Origin of the sequence: Paenibacillus sp. EZ-K15 (genome assembly GCF_002573715.1) — a bacterium.
Taxonomy (GTDB): domain Bacteria; phylum Bacillota; class Bacilli; order Paenibacillales; family Paenibacillaceae; genus Paenibacillus_AQ.
Genome location: NZ_PDHM01000005.1, coordinates 173207 through 191277 on the forward strand (window position 1 = coordinate 173207; position 18071 = coordinate 191277).

Annotated in this window: 18 protein-coding genes; 6 read left to right on the plus strand and 12 right to left on the minus strand. The window is 51.8% G+C overall.

The window, feature by feature from the left end:
• Position 1 precedes the first annotated feature (1 nt).
• Both CRG97_RS03025 and CRG97_RS03030 read left to right on the plus strand, forming a co-directional pair.
• Positions 2 to 739 carry a glucosamine-6-phosphate deaminase gene (locus CRG97_RS03025; protein WP_098741694.1) on the plus strand — a complete coding sequence of 246 codons (738 nt, stop codon included), beginning with the start codon at positions 2 to 4 and terminating at the stop codon, positions 737 to 739.
• Between the two features lie 14 nt (positions 740 to 753).
• Positions 754 to 1914, plus strand: a complete 1161-nt coding sequence (locus CRG97_RS03030) for an N-acetylglucosamine-6-phosphate deacetylase (RefSeq protein WP_098741695.1) — start codon at positions 754 to 756, stop codon at positions 1912 to 1914.
• A 76-nt stretch (positions 1915 to 1990) separates the two neighbouring features.
• Here CRG97_RS03030 and CRG97_RS03035 read toward each other — a convergent pair whose 3' ends face one another.
• On the minus strand, positions 1991 to 3991 hold the full coding sequence (locus CRG97_RS03035; RefSeq protein ID WP_098741696.1) for an alpha/beta hydrolase family protein: 2001 nt from the start codon (positions 3989 to 3991) through the stop codon (positions 1991 to 1993).
• Positions 3992 to 4294: 303 nt separating this feature from the next.
• On the opposite strand from CRG97_RS03035, the gene CRG97_RS03040 reads away from it, so the two are divergent.
• Together CRG97_RS03040 and CRG97_RS03045 are read left to right on the plus strand one after the other, a co-directional pair.
• Positions 4295 to 4879: a nitroreductase family protein gene (locus tag CRG97_RS03040; RefSeq protein WP_098741697.1), complete on the plus strand. Its 585-nt coding sequence runs from the start codon at positions 4295 to 4297 to the stop codon at positions 4877 to 4879.
• 101 nt (positions 4880 to 4980) lie between these two features.
• The gene (locus CRG97_RS03045; RefSeq protein ID WP_098741698.1) at positions 4981 to 5352 is read left to right on the plus strand and encodes a hypothetical protein; all 372 of its coding nucleotides are present in this window, start codon (positions 4981 to 4983) and stop codon (positions 5350 to 5352) included.
• A gap of 103 nt (positions 5353 to 5455) precedes the next feature.
• Here CRG97_RS03045 and CRG97_RS03050 read toward each other — a convergent pair whose 3' ends face one another.
• Positions 5456 to 5647 (minus strand): hypothetical protein, encoded by a 192-nt coding sequence (locus CRG97_RS03050; RefSeq protein WP_098741699.1) that lies wholly within the window; start codon positions 5645 to 5647, stop codon positions 5456 to 5458.
• 208 nt (positions 5648 to 5855) lie between these two features.
• On the opposite strand from CRG97_RS03050, the gene CRG97_RS03055 reads away from it, so the two are divergent.
• Positions 5856 to 6686: an aldo/keto reductase gene (locus CRG97_RS03055; RefSeq protein WP_098741700.1), complete on the plus strand. Its 831-nt coding sequence runs from the start codon at positions 5856 to 5858 to the stop codon at positions 6684 to 6686.
• A 96-nt stretch (positions 6687 to 6782) separates the two neighbouring features.
• On the opposite strand, the gene CRG97_RS03060 is transcribed toward CRG97_RS03055, so the two are convergent.
• From CRG97_RS03060 to CRG97_RS03075, 4 genes are all read right to left on the minus strand, one after another.
• Complete coding sequence (locus tag CRG97_RS03060; RefSeq protein ID WP_098741701.1) at positions 6783 to 7364, minus strand: PadR family transcriptional regulator; 582 nt, start codon at positions 7362 to 7364, stop codon at positions 6783 to 6785.
• A 4-nt stretch (positions 7365 to 7368) separates the two neighbouring features.
• Positions 7369 to 8871 (minus strand): MDR family MFS transporter, encoded by a 1503-nt coding sequence (locus tag CRG97_RS03065; protein WP_098741702.1) that lies wholly within the window; start codon positions 8869 to 8871, stop codon positions 7369 to 7371.
• A 246-nt stretch (positions 8872 to 9117) separates the two neighbouring features.
• Positions 9118 to 9525: a VOC family protein gene (locus CRG97_RS03070; protein WP_098741703.1), complete on the minus strand. Its 408-nt coding sequence runs from the start codon at positions 9523 to 9525 to the stop codon at positions 9118 to 9120.
• Positions 9526 to 9797: 272 nt separating this feature from the next.
• A complete protein-coding gene (locus tag CRG97_RS03075; RefSeq protein ID WP_098741704.1) occupies positions 9798 to 12260 on the minus strand; it encodes a UvrD-helicase domain-containing protein in 2463 nt (820 codons plus the stop codon).
• 289 nt (positions 12261 to 12549) lie between these two features.
• On the opposite strand from CRG97_RS03075, the gene CRG97_RS03080 reads away from it, so the two are divergent.
• Positions 12550 to 12744 (plus strand): hypothetical protein, encoded by a 195-nt coding sequence (locus CRG97_RS03080; RefSeq protein WP_098741705.1) that lies wholly within the window; start codon positions 12550 to 12552, stop codon positions 12742 to 12744.
• 210 nt (positions 12745 to 12954) lie between these two features.
• On the opposite strand, the gene CRG97_RS03085 is transcribed toward CRG97_RS03080, so the two are convergent.
• The 6 genes from CRG97_RS03085 to CRG97_RS03110 all read right to left on the minus strand — a co-directional run bounded on the left by CRG97_RS03085 (position 12955) and on the right by CRG97_RS03110 (position 18024).
• Positions 12955 to 14205 carry an anti-sigma factor gene (locus CRG97_RS03085; RefSeq protein WP_098741706.1) on the minus strand — a complete coding sequence of 417 codons (1251 nt, stop codon included), beginning with the start codon at positions 14203 to 14205 and terminating at the stop codon, positions 12955 to 12957.
• Positions 14202 to 14702 carry a sigma-70 family RNA polymerase sigma factor gene (locus tag CRG97_RS03090; protein ID WP_098741707.1) on the minus strand — a complete coding sequence of 167 codons (501 nt, stop codon included), beginning with the start codon at positions 14700 to 14702 and terminating at the stop codon, positions 14202 to 14204. The genes CRG97_RS03085 and CRG97_RS03090 overlap by 4 nt, the downstream gene beginning before the upstream one ends.
• A gap of 200 nt (positions 14703 to 14902) precedes the next feature.
• Complete coding sequence (locus CRG97_RS03095; protein WP_098741708.1) at positions 14903 to 15664, minus strand: stalk domain-containing protein; 762 nt, start codon at positions 15662 to 15664, stop codon at positions 14903 to 14905.
• A gap of 55 nt (positions 15665 to 15719) precedes the next feature.
• Positions 15720 to 16340 carry a hypothetical protein gene (locus CRG97_RS03100; RefSeq protein WP_098741709.1) on the minus strand — a complete coding sequence of 207 codons (621 nt, stop codon included), beginning with the start codon at positions 16338 to 16340 and terminating at the stop codon, positions 15720 to 15722.
• A 174-nt stretch (positions 16341 to 16514) separates the two neighbouring features.
• Complete coding sequence (locus CRG97_RS03105; RefSeq protein WP_098741710.1) at positions 16515 to 17642, minus strand: ArnT family glycosyltransferase; 1128 nt, start codon at positions 17640 to 17642, stop codon at positions 16515 to 16517.
• A gap of 151 nt (positions 17643 to 17793) precedes the next feature.
• Entirely contained in the window at positions 17794 to 18024 is a 231-nt protein-coding gene (locus tag CRG97_RS03110; protein WP_098741711.1) for a hypothetical protein, read from the minus strand.
• Positions 18025 to 18071 lie beyond the last annotated feature (47 nt).

Consider the following 18071-nt stretch of genomic DNA (forward strand, 5'->3'; position numbering starts at 1 on the left):
TATGCAATTGAACATATTGGAACATGCGGATCAAGCAGGTTTGGAGGCAGCCCGCGCTTGCGAGGCGATTCTCCGCGACACGATCGCGGAAAAAGGAAAAGCGCGCATCGTCCTGTCAACGGGCGCGTCGCAGTTTGAGTTTTTGTCGCACTTCGTGAAGCTGAATATGGAATGGGAACGAATCGAGATGTTCCATTTGGATGAATATATCGCGTTGCCGGAATCTCACCCCGCGAGCTTCCGTAAGTACTTGAAGGAGCGTTTCCTGAAATATGCGAACGTCGGCCAGGCATGGCTCATTGACGGGGAAGGAGATCCTGAGGAAACGGTGAAGCGGTTGAATGAAGAGATTGCCAAGGCTTCTGTGGATCTGGCCCTGATCGGCATTGGGGAAAATGCGCATATTGCCTTTAATGATCCGCCGGCCGATTTTGATAATGAGTTGCCTTATACGATCGTGAATCTCAGCGATACGTGCAAGAGCCAGCAGGTAAGGGAAGGCTGGTTTGCATCGGATGAGGAAGTGCCCAAACAGGCGATTACGATGACGGTCAAGCAAATTTTGAAGAGCCGCCATATCGTCTCGGTCGTGCCTCATCAGGCGAAAGCGGCTGCCATTCAGAATACCATTCAAGGCGCGGTGGACAACCGGGTGCCAGCTACCATCTTGAAGACGCATCCCAGCTGGATGCTATATCTGGATAAAGCATCGGCAGCGCCGATTTATCAATGGGCGTAGTTAGGGGGACGCCTATGTTGTGGCGCGGAAAGCTCCCGCATACCGATGAGCCGGTAGAGGTAGAAGCGTATGACGGACGGATCACGGCTATCCGACGGTTGGGACAGGACGATAAGACAGCGGCGTTACCCTGGATCAGCAGCGGCTGGATCGATGTGCAGGTTAACGGCTTCGGCGGATACGATTTGAATGGAACCGTGACGTCGCCGAGCGATATTGAAGGCGTGACGCGGGCGCTGCATCGGCGAGGGGTGGCCTCATACTTGCCGACGGTCATCACGGGCAGTTATGACCGGATGCGTCAAGCATTTAGTGGGTTGTCCCGGTATGTCCAGTCCAGGGAGTTCGGAAGTGTCTCTATTGCCGGTATTCATATGGAAGGTCCATATCTATCCGGTGAAGACGGCAGTCGAGGGGCGCATCCGAGGGAGTATATCCGGAATCCGGATTGGGATGAGTTTCAGCGGCTCCAGGATGCGGCTGGCGGGCTTATCCGGATGGTGACGCTCGCGCCGGAGCGCGAAGGCTCGGTTCCTTTTATAGAGAAGTTAGTCAAGGCGGGCGTGGTTGTGGCGATCGGGCATACGATGGCTACAGGGGAGCAGATCGATCGGGCGGTGCAGGCAGGGGCGACGGTATCGACTCATCTGGGGAACGGTTCACAGACCGTTCTGCCGCGCCACCCTAACTATATCTGGCATCAGTTGGCGGACGACCGGTTATGGGCAACTTTTATACCGGACGGTCACCATCTGGCGCCCCCTGTGCTGAAAGCGATGCTGCGGGCGAAACGGGACAAAGCGCTGCTTGTCAGCGATGCCGTCATGTTCGGCGGCATGGCTCCCGGACGGTACAGCAGCCTCATCGGAGGCGTGGTCGAGCTGACGGCAGACGGGCGCCTGTATACGGTAGAGAATCCGGCGATACTGGCCGGATCCGCTTCTTCGCTGGACGTTGGCATTGCGAATGCGATCCGCTATACGGATATGACGCTGGCGGAAGCGGTAAGCGCGGTCACCATCCGCCCGGCTGTGGTACTGGCTATGCCGCAATTGGGCGAACTGGCGATCGGGAACCCGGCGAACTTGACGCTGTTCGACTGCGATTCAGACGGATCGGGTATGGCTGTCCGGGAGACTGTTGTGGCGGGCGAGACGGTGTACGGTCCTGTTTGATGAACCAATACAAAAAACCATCCTTATGCGAGCGATCATTGCCTTAGCTCGTACAGGGATGGTTTTTCTTATATTTTTATTTTTCGATATGCTCCACAAACCAACGGACGATATGACTCAAGCGTTTCACCCGCAGATGCGGGTGGCCGCTTCGGGACAAGTTGTGATCTGCGCCAGGGAAACGGATGAACTGAGCTTCCCGGCCGAGTCGCTTCAAAGCGATAAACAGCTGTTCTCCCTGTTCGATCGGGCAGCGGAGATCCTGTTCTCCGTGAAGGATGAGAAGCGGCGTATGGACGTCCTTCACGTAAGCGAGCGGGGAATGCTTCCACAGCTTCTCCAGATCGTCCCACGGATTGCCCCAGATCTGATCCTGCGTAAAGGTGTAGCCGATATCGCTGACGCCGTAGAAGGAGATCCAGTTCGATATCGAGCGCTGGGTTACCGCTGCCTGGAACCGGTCGGTATGACCGACGATCCAGTTGGTCATGAAGCCGCCGTAGCTGCCGCCAGTTACGCCAAGGCGGGAGGCATCGACATAGGTGTAGGTATCCAGAACATAATCTACAGCTTCCATCAGATCCTGGTAATCCCGTCCGCCGTAATCGCCTCTAACGGTATTGACGTGTACCTGACCGTACCCGTGGCCACCCCGAGGGTTGGTGTAGAATACCGCATAACCGGCTGCAGCAAGCAGCTGGAACTCATGCATGAACGTATGTCCGTACATGGCTTGCGGACCGCCGTGAATCTCAAGCACGGCTGGGACCTTGGTGCCTTCCGTGAAGCCGGCAGGCTTCATGATCCACCCTTGAATCGGCCAGCCGTCCGACGTCCGGAACGTAAAGGACTCCGGCGTGCTTAACGTAAGCTCGTTCCACAGCTCCTTGTTGCAGTTTGTCAGACGCTTCTCCTCGTTCTTAGCGATAGAGAAGCTGAACAGATCGCCAGGCTGCAGCGGGTCGGCAGCGGCGAACACCACGTTTTCCTCCGGTGTCAGAGCGAATTGGTACACCTCGCGTTCGCCCGATACCACCAGCTCGTAGGATGAACCGTCCAGAGCAAAACGTCCAATATGAACGCCACCATCCTGGCTGAGCTGGATGTATACGGATTGGCCGTCCTTACTGAACTGAGGAGGCGTTCCGGCTCCGGCTCTCATGTCGCTGACCGCGGCGTGCCCCAGCTGAATATCCATGTCCGTGAAGAGCACGCGGGATTCTCCGCCCGATAGCGGAACCAGGTGGATTTTGGTCAGCGTGGCAAAACCGCAGCTGAGATCGCTAGCAAGCATGAGCATATACTGCCCGTCCGGGGTGAATGCAATGGAGCCGATCGAGAGGGTTCCATCCGTCAATTCGGTTACGGATCCGCTATCGAGGTCCATGACAAACACATCGCCCGTCAAACGAAAATCCGGATCCGGGAATTGTTCCGTCGCAAGGCTGTTGCTGTATGCGATGCGGGTGCCGTCCGGCGACCAGGCGAAGGCATATACATCAAAATCTCCTTCCGTAATTTGCTTGCATTCTTCCGTTGCCGGATTTACGAGGTATAGATGATGCCGACGTTCATTCCACAATCCTGCGCCATCGGCTTTATATTTAATGCGATTAATGATTTTTTCCTCAGGGAGCTTGTTTTTGTCGTCTTTGTCTGATTCATCGCTTTCCGTAGATTCGGCTGCTTCCGCCTCGCTTCTAACAAGCAGGCGTGCGCTATCCGGGGACCATTTAAAAGTGCTGACACCGTGCTTCATGTCGGTAACCGGCCTTGCTTCCCCGCCGTTGGCAGGCATGATCCATACCTGCGGCTTATCGCCCTTTTTGCGCAAGAAAGCAAGCTCCGACCCGTCAGGGGACCAAGCGGGTGCTGCATCCGCCTCGCCGGACGTGAAGGGAACATCCTGGTCTCCTTCTGCAGGAAGCAGGCGGATATGGGAACGGTAACCGTCGTACTTTTCGCTGACGGATTTATGTACATAGGCTATGGCTCCACTAGCTGGAGATACGACAGGGTCATTCACCCAGTGCATCCGGTACAAATCCTCTGGCGTTATGAGTCGCTTATCAGTCATGAATCATCCTCCTAATCTTCTTGTGTGAGTTAAACATCATTATCCCAGATAATGGCATGGAAATCTAGATGAAAAGTGAGAGGGGAATTGTGAACGTTTCGTACCAAATGCTAGTAAAATAGAGGGGAAATTACAATAATTCTAGGTTGTAAAATGAAGCTCTAGAACTGAAAACAGCTCATTAATTTTCAACTGGTCAATTTAGAAGCGATACGGTGTGCTTTTTGTTATAATTGAGACAAGCTCTCAATTAGGAGTATGTAAAATAAAACCAACTATATATAGCTCAGGAGGAAATCAGATATGAACGTAAGTGAAGCTATCCGCACGCGCCGCAGCCTTGGCAAGGTCAAGCCTGACGCCGTACCGCAGGAATGGATTGAACAGATCGTAGAAGCAGGAACCTGGGCGCCGAACCATAAGCTCACGGAGCCGTGGAAATTCTTTGTCATGCAAGGGGAGGGCCGCGACGTGCTCGGCAACGCACTTGGTGACATTCAGGCGGCAGGCGGTGATGATACAAGTGAAGAGGCTGTAATTGCAGCACGCGAGTCAGGACGTACGAAGGCATACCGGGCTCCGGTTGTTATCGGTGTCGCGGTTGAACCGTCCACGGATCCCAAGGTGATTGAACTTGAAGAGTACGGAGCGGTATTTGCCGCCATTCAGAATATGCTTCTGCAAATTCATGAGCTTGGTCTGGGCGCGGTGTGGAGAACGGGCGAGCCGTGTTTCCATACGCTGATGAATCAAGCGTTTGGATTGAAGCCAGAAGACAAAATGCTGGGTTTCCTGTACATCGGCTATCCGGATATGGAACCTAAGCAGGGGAAACGTCAACCGGCAGCGAACAAAACGGTATGGCTGAATAGTGCTGCAGACCTGTAGTTGATCTACCCTCAGCCGCAAAAATCCGGTATAATGAACCCTAAGTTTGTCTAAAGGGTGTTATGGCATCCGGGCGATTGACACTAGGGGAGTGTACATGGATGAAATTTCGGTTCAAGCAGTGGGATCTGGGGAGCAAGTTTATTTTTATAGCCACCTGTTTAGCGATGGCCTCTTTCTTTTTTAAATGGCTGGATATCGGCGTGGCTGCAGAGAATGGTTTCTTGCAGGGCGGCGTGTTTTTCATAGTATGTTTCATCTATCCATTTTTGAAAGTGGTTCGCGAGAAGAAGATGAACAAGCTGATTGCCTACGTTTTTGCGCTGGTCGCTATATTTTTGACCATGATGTACGTATCATCCAAAACCGTAGATTTCTTCGGCCAGACAATAAGAGGAGCGGCGGCAGGGCCGTATTTGTTCTTGGTGTCATGCGGACTGCTGAGCTTCGGTATTTTTAGACGCAGGTACTAGACTCGCTGCGCATGCTTTTGTATATGGCTTGATAGGAACGAAGGGCTGAACCCGGAGGCGACATACCTCTGACAGGGACGGCCCTTTTTCTATTTGAGACGGGTCACCACTGGGTGAGAAGGACAAAGCCGCTGATCGACACCGCGTAAATGATTAACAGCACCACGGCGTACTTTTTGGCACGGATGTTCAAGTTGAAGACGGCGGAGAGTCCGTTGTTGATTATATTTCCGATGAATAGAATGAGTATGAGGGCGAGTGAAGTGATCGCAACGATGAGCGTAGCGGTTTCCATGGGTTCGTGAATCCTCCTGTTTTAGCTGCTAATGGCGTATAAGATATATTCCATTGTAACGGACGAAGTTTAAACCCCGGTTAAATGTAGTTAAAAAATGAAGGCAACCTGGCAAGTGGTGTAACGTTGAGCGGGATACTGGGATTTTGATATACTAGAGAAAGCGGCTTTACAACTGCTGCATTACATCAACAGGAGGGATTTCAGAATGGCCAATCAAACTTTTACCGATGGACCTACTTTAAATGATGGCGTAAAAATGCCGTGGCTGGGCCTTGGCGTATGGAAGACCAAAGAAGGCGAAGAGGTTATTCAGTCCGTAAAATCAGCAATCGCTGCAGGGTACCGCAGCATCGATACAGCTGCCATCTACGGCAATGAAGAGGGCGTAGGGCAAGCCATTCGCGAATCCGGAGTTTCGCGGGACGAGCTGTTCATCACCACCAAGGTGTGGAACGATGACCAGGGGTATGAGAAGACGCTGCAAGCTTTTGAGACGAGCCGCAAGAAGCTCGGGCTGGATATTGTTGATTTGTATCTCGTGCACTGGCCGGGAAAAGATAAATACCTCGATACGTGGAAAGCATTGATTCATCTGCAAAAAGAAGGACTCGTGCGTTCCATCGGGGTCAGTAACTTCCAGATCCGCCACCTGCAGCATATCATCGAGGAAACGGGTGTCGTACCGGTTGTCGACCAAGTCGAATTGCATCCGCTGCTCTCTCAGAAGGAGCTGCTAGGGTATGCACGCGAGAATAATATCGTCCTGGAGGCGTGGAGTCCGTTGATGCAGGGAAATCTTGATCAACCAGTGCTCTCGCAGATCGCGGAGAAATACGGAAAAACCACGGCGCAAGTCATTCTGCGTTGGGATATTCAGAACGGTGTCATCGTCATTCCGAAATCGATTAAAGAGCATCGCATTCGCGAAAATGCAGGCATTTTCGATTTCGAGCTTTCGGCGGAGGATATGGCAGCCATTGACGGCTTGAACCAAAACAAACGTTTTGGCTCCAATCCGGATGAATTCCTGTTCTAAATTTCGCTTCTATATAAAAAGAGCGAGCACAACCCGGAATGAGGGAAGTGCCCGCTCTTTTTTACGTTATTTATTAGGATGGAGGGCCTCTTGCAGTTATCGTTCTTCGAGCCCATCCACAGGAAACAAAGGTTCACCAATCGTACCGAGCTTTCCCTGTACCAGGTCTTCGTGCAATCTTTTCAGCCAATTCAGGTCGGTCTTGGCATGTTCATACATCCCGATCATCAGGTGCTGGGTGCTGCGGGGGACGATATGTTGGTGTTCCACGTATAATTGATATGCCTGGTTCACCCGATGCTCTGCTTCTCGGATACGGGACTGCAAGATCGGGGCCAGAACGGCCGGTTCCGCGTGTCGCGAGAACGGCAGCGCAATATAGAGCGGGTGGTGCACGGGCTCGATGTCCCTGAATTTTTTGAGCAGCAGCTGCTCAAAAAGCTTGCGTCCGGCATCCGTGATCCGGTAGATGGTTTTGTCCGGGCGGCTATCGCTCTGTATGGTTTCCACTGCTTCGATATATCCGTCCTCGGCAAGCCGGTCTACCGCGTAATAGAGAGAGCCCATCTGAAGCTTCGTATACTGATCCATGCCGCGATCCTTCATCTTGATCCGGATCTCGTACGGATGATGGTCTCCTTCCAGCAGCAAGCCCAGGATGGCCAGCTTCATCGACATGCCATTAGGCTCCCTTAGCCTTGGCAGGCACGGTCACCCGCTCGTTGCCCATCATGAGCACGAACACGAGAGCCAACACCGCCGGCACAAGCGCCCACAAGAACGTATTCGCAATGGAATCCGCCAAGGAAGTCGTAATCTGTTCACGCACGTTCGGCGGAAGCTGCCCCATCACTTCAGGTGAAAGGACGGCATCCGCATTTAACTCGGCACCGGCCGGCGCGTTTCCTCCGGCTTCAGCAAGTCGGCTGTTCAGGCCGTTGCGCTGGATGATCCCGAAGATCGTAATCCCCACCGTCATGCCGAAGGAGCGAAGGAAGGAGTTCGTCGATGTTGCCGCGCCACGCTGTCTGGCATCAAAGTTATGGATGGAGGCCATGCTGAGCGTGGAGAACGAGAACCCGACGCCAAATCCGGTCAGGACCATGAAGATTGTCAACAGGTAGCGCGGCGTATCCGGGCTTATCGTGCTCAGGCAGAAAATGCCTGTGATAAAGCACAAGACGGACAGAATCATGATGTTTCTAAACGAAGTCCTGGTCGTCAGCATACCGCCGCCTTGGCTGCCGAATACGCTGCCGAGCATCATCGGCATCAGAATGAGGCCCGAATTGGTTGCTGATCCACCGTACACTCCGCTAACAAAGATCGGGATGTAGATGGTTGCCACGATAAAGGTTGCTCCATAGAACAAGGCAACGATATTGCTCGAAGCAAACAGGCGTTTACGAAACATTTGGAACGAAATAATGGGTTCGGCTGCCCGGGTCTCTGCGAACAGAAACGCAATAAACAGAGCAATGAATCCCCCGAACAAACCCAGAATTTGCGGTGAGTCCCATGCATAGGTTTGCCCGCCCAGTTCCAGACCGAACATCAGGCAGATGATTGCCCCTACAAGCGTTGCAGCTCCCGTCCAGTCAATCTTTTGCTTGGCATGGGAACGGGTCTCCTTATAGGAAGTCATGATGAAAATAAAGGATACGATCCCGATTGGAACGTTGACATAGAATATCCATTCCCAGCCGACGCTATCGGTAATAAAAGCACCCAGCAGCGGTCCCATAATGCTGGAGGTACCGAATACGGCACCGAGCAAACCCGTCATTTTACCGCGCTTCTCCGGCGGGAACAGGTCAAACACGATGGTAAACGCAATCGGCATTAGAGCACCGCCGCCGATTCCTTGAATCGCCCGGTAAATAATAAGCTCTGTCATGTTGTTGGCCATCCCGCAGAGGGCGGAACCGACCAGGAAGACAACCAGCCCGAATATAAAGAACCGTTTCCGCCCGTACATATCGGACAGCTTGCCGAAGATCGGTGTGCCGGCCATAACGGCAACCATGTAGATCGAGGTTACCCAGACGACTTGGTCGAAGCCCTGAAGATCGCGGATAATCGTCGATAAAGCCGTGGCTACAATCGTGTTATCGATGGCGGCCATGAAGATGCCGAGCAGCAGACCGGCCACGACCAATTTGATGTTGCTTTGTTGTGCATTCATGTTAAGAATACTCCTTTTCCATATTCAACTATGTACATATTATTCAAATTTGAATAATTCGGTGGTTATATTGTAGCCGGATTAACAGATGTTGGCAAGATGTTTAATGGCACTGCCTGTCTCTACATTCTGGGCAAGAAAAAACAAGGCCAACCCAAAGCTTACGGGATGACCTTGCAATAATAAGGAATCGGCTGCAAGGATGCCTTCGCGTCAAGGCGCACTGTTAGCTGTTGCCAGTTAAGCCTAACAGTTCATCTGCGGCGATTTGGGATCCAACTGCATAAATTCGATGCGGTTGCCGTCCGGGTCCCTGGCCCAGCACTGCCAGTTGAAGTCTTTTCCTTGGACCGGTTCAATATCGAGCTTCACGCCCTGATTGCGGAGATGCTCCGCGATGCGCTCGATATGTTCCACCTCGAGGCAGAGATGGGAGAATCCGACGGGCCGCTCTACTTGCTCTGGTTTCTGTTGCCCACCGTAAAACAATTCGATAAACTGTCCCTCACGCACCTTAATGTACTCGATCCAGGGTTCACCTTGATCGTTAGGAATATCAAAAGCACGGGTGAAACCAAGAATATCACAGTAAAAATGCAGAGACTTCTCCATATCGGCGACATCGAACGCCAGATGGGCGATTCCTTTAATCATGACGGCATTCCTCCTTGGTATGTATCAAAGCTTAAGGATCAGGCGAGTTCATAAATCTATTGTAGCCTATTCTGTATACGCTTCCATATATATTCGCAGCAAAATTGGAGAAATAAAACAATGGAGAGAAAAAGGACCGACCTGTTACGTTCGGTGAAGAACGATAAGGGTCGGTCCTTATTTGTATATTGGATAGCAGCTTACAAACACATGGATTAATGATTGCAAAATGATCGATGTAATTGTTTTCGGTGATTCCAGGAACTAGGTCCCTAGCGCCTATGATGCACCGGAACTTCTTTACGCCCCTGTTTCATAGGCGACTGGCATAAAGGACAGGCCTTGCTCTCCCGATCCCGTGCGCCGGCGGCGATTCTCGCGTTGACTCGCTGCCAGCCTTTGCAATTGGCGCTGGTGCACAGCCACACATCGACGATCTCCGTCGCAGCGGGTGCAGTCTGATGCTGTAAGCTGGGAGCGGAGCCTGATCCTGAACCGATGCGTTGGCTCCTCTGGCTGGCAGTGCTTACCGTTGCCCGCCCAGCAGGTGAAGGCAAGGATGAGCGCTTGGCTGAGGTTGAGGTCTCTATGCGGACCGTACGCTTTGCCGTAAACGTCGAGCGCGGCGTTGACCCGCCGCCCTTGCTTGGTATGCTGTTGCCTTGCTTGCTCTGCTCGTCCGTGACGAACACATCGCGGAAGAAGCGGGAAACCTCCGCTTTTCGCCCCCGATAAAAGCCAGGCGAACTGACAATCAATTCATCCCGAGCCCTCGTGATAGCGACATAAGCCAATCTGCGCTCCTCTTCCAGTGCATCCAGCGCCTTATCCTCTTTGTCCGACAGCGGACGCTGATCGTCCCTGCGCTCGGCGTCCAAAGCGGACGTATGCGGCAGAATGCCCTCGCTTGCCCCGATCAGGCATACCGAGGGAAACTCCAGCCCTTTGGATTTATGGATCGTCATTAAGCGGACAGCATCGGCATGTTCGTCCCGTTTCATGGCCGCCATTTCCTTATGAATGATGATCAGCCGATCGACAAATTCAACGAACTCAGCGATATCGCCAAAGCGCTTTGCTGAAGCCTCCAACTCATCCAGACCTTCCTGTATGAATTCCTTATGGAGGGTGATTTCCTGGCGCTCGTCTGCCTCCAGAAACTTGTCATAGAATTGGCGCCTCATTTCCTGTACCGCCTGAAGGGGCTCCATCGCCTTTAGTCCCTTAATGAGCTTTGTGCGATCTCTAATATTCTCGATCTGAAAATCCTTCAGGCCGGGAAAGGATAGAAGATGCGATAGAGGCCCCTTCTTGGGACGCGGAGCATCCTGCTGCCGGATGAAAGCCATGCCTTTGTCCCGGTTCATGTACAGCGTATGGAGCATGCCCTCCATTGCCGTGAAATTGCGCCGGTCCAGCGACAGTCGCAGATGGTCCATGAGCGGTTTGACAATCCACTGCTCGTAGAACAGATCTCCATTCTCGTAATGAATGAACGGAATCTCCCGCATCACGAGCTGTTCAAAGATAGCCCGGCTGTTGTTCGCGGTCCGGTACAGAATCGCATGATCGCGGTACTGCTTTCCATGCTCCCGGACCTGTCCGGTAATATGGGTCAGCAATTGCTCCGCTTCTTGGTCGGGATCGCCTGGACGAAGATACAGCGGCACGCTGCTGCTCTTGCGGGTAGAGCGCAGCTGTTTGGGACGGCGGCGTTCATTGACACGGATAATTTCATTCCCCAGCCCGACAATCGAGGAGAGGGAGCGGTAATTGATATCCAGCGTCACCACCTTGGCCCCGGGAAACGTCTGGTCGAATTCCAGAATGAATTCGTTGCGTGCCCCGTTGAAGCCATATATGGTCTGGTCATCGTCACCGACAACCATCAGGTTGCGATGCGGGGCGACAATCTTCTTCAGCAGCTCGTAGGGCAGCAGCCCCGTATCTTGAAACTCGTCGACCATCACATAACGGTACCGCCTTTGAAGGGAGGCCAGCAATCCGGGATCCTGAGACAGCAGACGGTAGGACATGACCAGAATATCATCGAAATCCATCTGGCCGTGGTCTTCCTTCCACGCTTCATAACGGGCGAAAATTTGCCTTTGCTCGACTTCCGCAGGTGTTTTGACAGGCAGCTCGTCAAGTCCGGTCAAACTCATTCGATGGGCAGACCATAGCGATAGCAGCGTCTCGGCTTCGTAGCTATCCTGCAAGCCCATTTCCCGCAGGATACGCTTCATAATAAATTGCTGATGCCTGGAGTTGCTCAGGATTTCCTGCCTGTAGCCGCGAGTTCGCAGCAAGTACAAGAAGAAGGAATGGAAGGTTCTTGCCGTTACTTTGGCGGTTTCGCTAGCCCGTAAGCCGGGAAGCGCCATGATGCGTTCCTTCATCTCAGCTGCCGCCTTGGAGGAGAAGGTGACAAGCAGGATGGAAGACGGATCGATCTTCTTGGCCGCAATGAGGTAGCCTGTCCGGCTGACCAGCACGGAGGTCTTGCCGGAGCCCGCGCCGGCAAGCGTAAGCAGCGGTCCTTGCGTATGTCGTACGGCCTGGATTTGGGCGCGGTTCAGCAGCAGCCCCTGGGATTCCAAGCCGCGAAAAAAAGCCGCATCCGGCGCGTCATCGCTGATCAGGTCCTGGCTGTTCTCAAAGGAAGCCAGCTTGGCAAACGGAATATCCTGACGCTCTCCGCCGTACGGGCGTTTATAGAAGGGTATGGATGTCATGAAATTCACCAATCATTTCGTATTTCGATTATCGTCCTACCAGTTTACCGGATTCTCGGAGGTCTGGCAAAGCGCAGGATATGGATAAGAACCATGGGATGCGAATACTTATGAAGGCATGATATGAATTTCAGAGGCACACGCCAGATTTGCACTGATTTGCTCCGACTCGTGTAGCCTGCCAGATCCGCGGATACGAACCAACTTCACATCCGGGGGTAGCGTTATATTCTATAGGAATATTTTTAGAAGAGTGAAGAAGAAGAGACCATGTTCAAGGAGGAATCCCATGCTGGTTGTTATTGCTATTCTGCAGCTTATTATGATCGGCATTTTGCTGAACATCAACGGCAAGCTGAAGCCGCGAGACTATATTGCTGAGGCGATGGAGAAGGATCGTCAAATACGGGAGGAGCGGGAGAGGAAGCGGCAAATGGAGCCATGGTCACATGAGACAGGCACTAGCAGCACGGATCATTCATGACCTGAATCATTTATATGGATAACAAAAATCCCGGGCTCGAAATGAGGGGAGTCCGGGATATCTATTGCCTCTATGTGATATTGTACATGGTGCGTACTGTTCCCTGTGGTGCACGGGGTGTAGTCCAGGATAGGCTTGGATGGCTGTGGGCTGTTGACCATCATTCATGTCAGTAAGCCTGTTGTACTATATGCATTCGCCAAAAGACCATCACTCGGTCCAATTCCACAGGCGTACTTCTCCGACCCGGAGGTCACGTACCCAGGAAACCTCTTGCAGGGTTAGCAGTTCCTTGACGGGGCCGGTTACAACTGCGCCATAGAGATGAATGCCGTTCTGGTCAATGTACTCTAACGAAGCATCCACATCTATAAAGGGAGCGACCCGATCGGCAATCAGTTTATACTCCTGCAGAAGGCGCAGCGATTTCTTGAATTGCTCGTTCCGCAGCTCCCCGTCCCCATAGGTTTCTACTGAAGGATAATGTCCGCCACTGGACACGACTTTGCCGAACCAACCTCTTTTTTCTTCCTTATAGGAGGTCACGGTCAAATCGTCATGATGCCAGACGGGAGAAGCTGGAAAGCCGACGGGATGGATGATCACTTCGTCTTCGCTGCCGAATCTCATATCAGGCCCGGTATCCACCGCAAACCAGACGGCCTCCATATTCCGGTTCTCGAACTGCTTCAGCAGCTCGTCGGTCGTGAAGAAGCGGTTAAACGATACATAAGCCTCGGCCACGGTGCCCTCGGGGAGTTTTTCAAGCCTGGACCAGTCCCCGCTCTTGGTGGAAGAGGAACCCGCCTTGGCTTCCTTTAGCTTTTCCTTGTTATTTTCCTCTCGGCTTGCAGAAGAAGTCTCCGATTTATCTTTTGGACGATAGAAAATCTGTGATGTACCCGAGCTGCCTTCTTTCCAATCCATTTCAACCGACGGCAGCCCAAACAGGAAGTTTACGGTGTATTTACCGACGGTAACCCGTTCGCTCCCCACTTGTTTGAGCATATCCCCGTACATTTCCTGACTGAAGAAGGTTTTGCCCTGACTGCTAAGTGGAACATCTACGTTAGGTTTGGAGATCGAGATGGCGGAAGCAATGGCATCCCGATATTTATCGTTTCGGCTCGGGTCGCCGACACCGTAGAATAACGCTGTACCAATTGAGCTAAGGATGGATACAACCAGAAACACAGAAATAACCGTCAGCGTATTCGAGATTCGGGCCTTCCATTTGCCCCTGCGCACGATTCGCTTTTCTTTCTTGGGCGAGAGGCCGGTCTGATCGTTGGCAGCACGCTTAGGTATAGCGCCATCAGCACTTGTGTTATCCATCATCTCGTTAACGTAAGCCTGGTATTCCTCCAATTTCTCCATTTCCCGTTCAATTTCCATTTTTTCGTCGTCACTCAGCTTGCCATCTGCATAATCCTTCAGCCGCTGTTTGAATTCTTCGCTCATAACGTTCCTTCCTTTCGTTTCATGTCCCGCAGCCGCTGCCTGGCCCGAAATAACGTGATTTTGATATGGGATAAGGTGATGCCCATAATATCCGCCGCCTCCTGGTAGGAGAATTGATGGAAATCCACCAAGATAACCGCCTGCCGCTGCTTTTCCGGAATATCCGTCAGCATTTGCCCGATTTCTCTTTGGGCTTCTTGCTGGAGCAGGGTGTTCTCCGGGGTATTGCGATCCATTATCTGATCGAAAAACACCGCGTCCTGGACGATGCTGCGGCTCGCCTTGCGCTGATAATCCACGTAAGCGTTATGGGCAACCCGGAATAACCATGGCTTGATTCGTTCTTCCTTCCAATCCTCGAGATATAGATACGCCCGGTAAAAGGTTTCCTGTACCAGGTCTTCCGCCGTATGGTGATCATAGGAGAGGGAGTACAAGTAACGATAAACGTCTTTCACGTAATATTGATAAATCGATTCCAGACTGTTCAGTTTCATGTCCTCCCCTCTAAGTAACACACGTTTAACCAGGGCATAAAGTTACAGTTAGGCTGTGAAAAAATGAAAAGAGGCTTTAACCCGTAAACCGCAAAAGCAAAAGCCCGCCAGGTGAGCGGGCTTCCGATAGAATATGAAGTGCTGTAGAAATGGGGGTTACCGTAAACGGTGGGACTCACGCGTTGTGCAGCATTCGGAAATCACTTGCTATTCTTGTCTATGTAGGCCGTCAGCGTTTTGTATTGCTTGCTGTCTTTTTCGGCATAGTCCAGCGCTGTTTTTCCGGACGCGTCTTGGATGGAGGCATCCACTTTGTGCTGGTTCAGCAGCTTGTCGATGAAAAAGTCATTCTTGTGGATGACAGCCAGATGAAGCGGTGTCTGACCATCGAAATTTGGCAGGTTGTAATCAAGCTCACCAGCTTTTCCGTCCATCTGTACAAACGGGTCGTAGAGGGAGGAATCGCCGTTTAGAATCAAATAGTGCAGCAGGCCGTTGCCGGTTGCTTCGTCTTGGGAATACAACTTCGCTTCACCGGCAGCGATAACAATATAAATCTTTTGCATATTCAATTCGCCGTTCACTTCGATCAGCTTGCCAAGGTTTTTCACCAAAGGGCGTTCTTGAGCAGGTGCTCCTTCGGACTCGGAAGGCGTAGTCGGGCCAACCGGGATTGCCTCTCCATTCGAGGATTTGGGAATAATCCCGATCTGATCGGCACCAACAGAGCCGACCTGATATCCAAGCGCTTCCGAGAAGTCCCGGACAGGGACATAGAGCTTGTTCTGAATGACAACGGGGGACTCGGTCAGCTTGGCCTCCGAACCGTTGACCAGGATCTTGGAATGGGACGGTACGGCCTTCAGATAAACGGCAGCGCCAACAACCGTACCGGCTGTCAGTGCCACGCCGACGATCGCGCCGAGTGCAAAAGCAGGAATAGAAGAGAAACGTTTTTTCATAATATCCTCCCATGGCGGTATATGGACTTTTACACCATTATATACCAATACAGCGTTACCTCAATTGAATATCCGGATCCAACACGATAATTCGCTGTTCATTTAGCGCGGTGTGTAGTAGATCATCCTTCAGTTGCTGCGTGCTGGTTATGACCTCAGGCTGGTTTGTCTTGATATCCGTTGTTAGTTTGTTCACTAATCGTTCGATCGATAGCATATCCCGATATTCTGGCGGGGAGTAGTCTTCCCAGTACTGATCTTCGCCCATCGTATCCAGAATGCGCGTGTGCTGTTCTTGCACCTGCTGCGGCTGGGTCTGGAGCGTTTTCCTAAGCTCCTTGGCCCTTTGAATTCCATCATCCAGACTCGCCGCAACGCCTTGTTCATCGGCCAATTGAATCATCAATTCTTTTGTTGCCATTTCTTTAAGAAGCACCGAGTCATCAGGAAGGGGCGCGGTGCTATGCGCGAGATTATTCTTATAGGTCGTTAAATTGGTATGCGTGATGTAGGTGGAACCAACTTGAATCAGCGCCTGTCCGTTCATGTTGTCGTTCATGCGATGATTCCGGCCCGAACGATTCGAAGCATCCGTAAAGAAGAGTATGATGCTTACCGTCAGGACGCTTGCCACAGCGATGCTGAGAATGGTGATATACTTACGGTTTATTTTCATACCTGACACCTCACTTGGCAGGGATATATGAAAACGAAGATATATTATAGACGTTTCGTCTGCCTGAAAGGTTCTAGAAAAATGCGAAAAAAAAACACCTGAAGGCACAAGAAATAATTGCTTTCAGGCGCAGAAGTTGCATGATGATGGGAATGACAGGCTTCACGTTGAAACTTACTTACGAAGCAGTCGGGTCTTATGTGCATAGATAATCGCTTTGTCCGCGAGAAAGGCAGCGTAGAGGAGCAGGAAGACGGAATAAGGAAATCCGGTACCGTCGAGGCTCGGAACCAACCATTCGGCGGCGATAAAATACAGCAGGGTCAATAGCACCGGGAGCTGCCGTTTCAGGTGGTATTTCCAAACCGACCAGATGACGCCGGCAGTCCCGGCAAACAGCATGACGAGACGGACGGCGTCCAATGCGGATTGGACGACCTTTCTGGCCTCCTCATTTCCGATCGCAGCCGCATATTTAGAGGTGCGGCCGGCAAATATGCTCCGGAAGAGATGAACCAAAGGGTTGCCTTCGATGTATCTCGATTCGAGCCACAGCGAGGCAAGGTTCCACGGACCGGACATATACATCAAACGATTGAAAAGCGGGATGTTCAGCCACCATGGGGACAAGATGAGCAAATAACCCGCGCTAATAAGAATGAGCCCGCCGGTTACAATTTTGACCGGACTGCGGTATTTGATCCAAAAGGCAATGAACAATACCGGGTACAGCAGCGCCTGAAGGTTGTAGCAAGCCATAAGCGCCGTAAGCGCGCCGGCAGCCGCGTACCAGCCAGCCTGCTTCAATTCAAGCGCTCCGATGACGGCGCAGACCAGAAGAAGCATTAAGGTCTGCATGGTCGTATCCGGCAGGATCAGCCGGACGGCGCCGTAAGCCGGCCAGAATAGCGCGTAGATCATGCATGATAGAAAAGCGATTCGCGTATTAAACATGTAGCGGGACAGCACAAAAACCAAGTAGACGGAAAATGCATGGAAGAGACATTGGAGCAGCTGGTAGGCAATCAGGGCAGCATCCATGCTTCCGAACAAGGCGGTAAGTCCGGCAATCATAAGCGGCACACCGGGCATGACGCTGGAGGCATGTTCTTCCAGGTCTCCACCGGGGTGGCTGATCATGGCCGCACTTTGGATATATCGTTCTTCGATTACGCTGCTTATGCTCGGGGAACGTTCATGAAGACCGGTAAGAACCAGCAGACATGACATAACCAGAACGGCAGCAATCAGTACCAGCAGCATCCTTCGCTGCACACGGTTTAACGTCCATATGGAAAACAAAGGGTCCACTCCACTCTGTATATAATCTCTAGGGTTCAAATCAGAATTTATACTCTTATATATTAAAGAATAAACGGTGAAATAAAAAGGCTCCGCCAAAACGGAGCCCATAAGTTCAAGTTACGCTGCAGCGACAAGGTCTGTCCCACTATTAAAAGCCGCTGTGATACTTATCGTTACTGGATGAACGATCCTTTGACGTCCCGTCCCGCTGCTTCTCTTCCTGGCGCTCCAGCCTGGCGTCTTCCATCGGAATCGGGTCCACATGCTGTTCACTCTCAAACTTATCAAACAGGCTTTCTTGTTCCGTCGGGTATTGTTCAGGGTGATCCATGTTGCCGGGACCGTTGTGAAGCGGAAGATCCTTTTTCTTGTCAGCCACCGTTTCTCACCTCATTTATCATTGTGATACTACCTTTATACCTTATT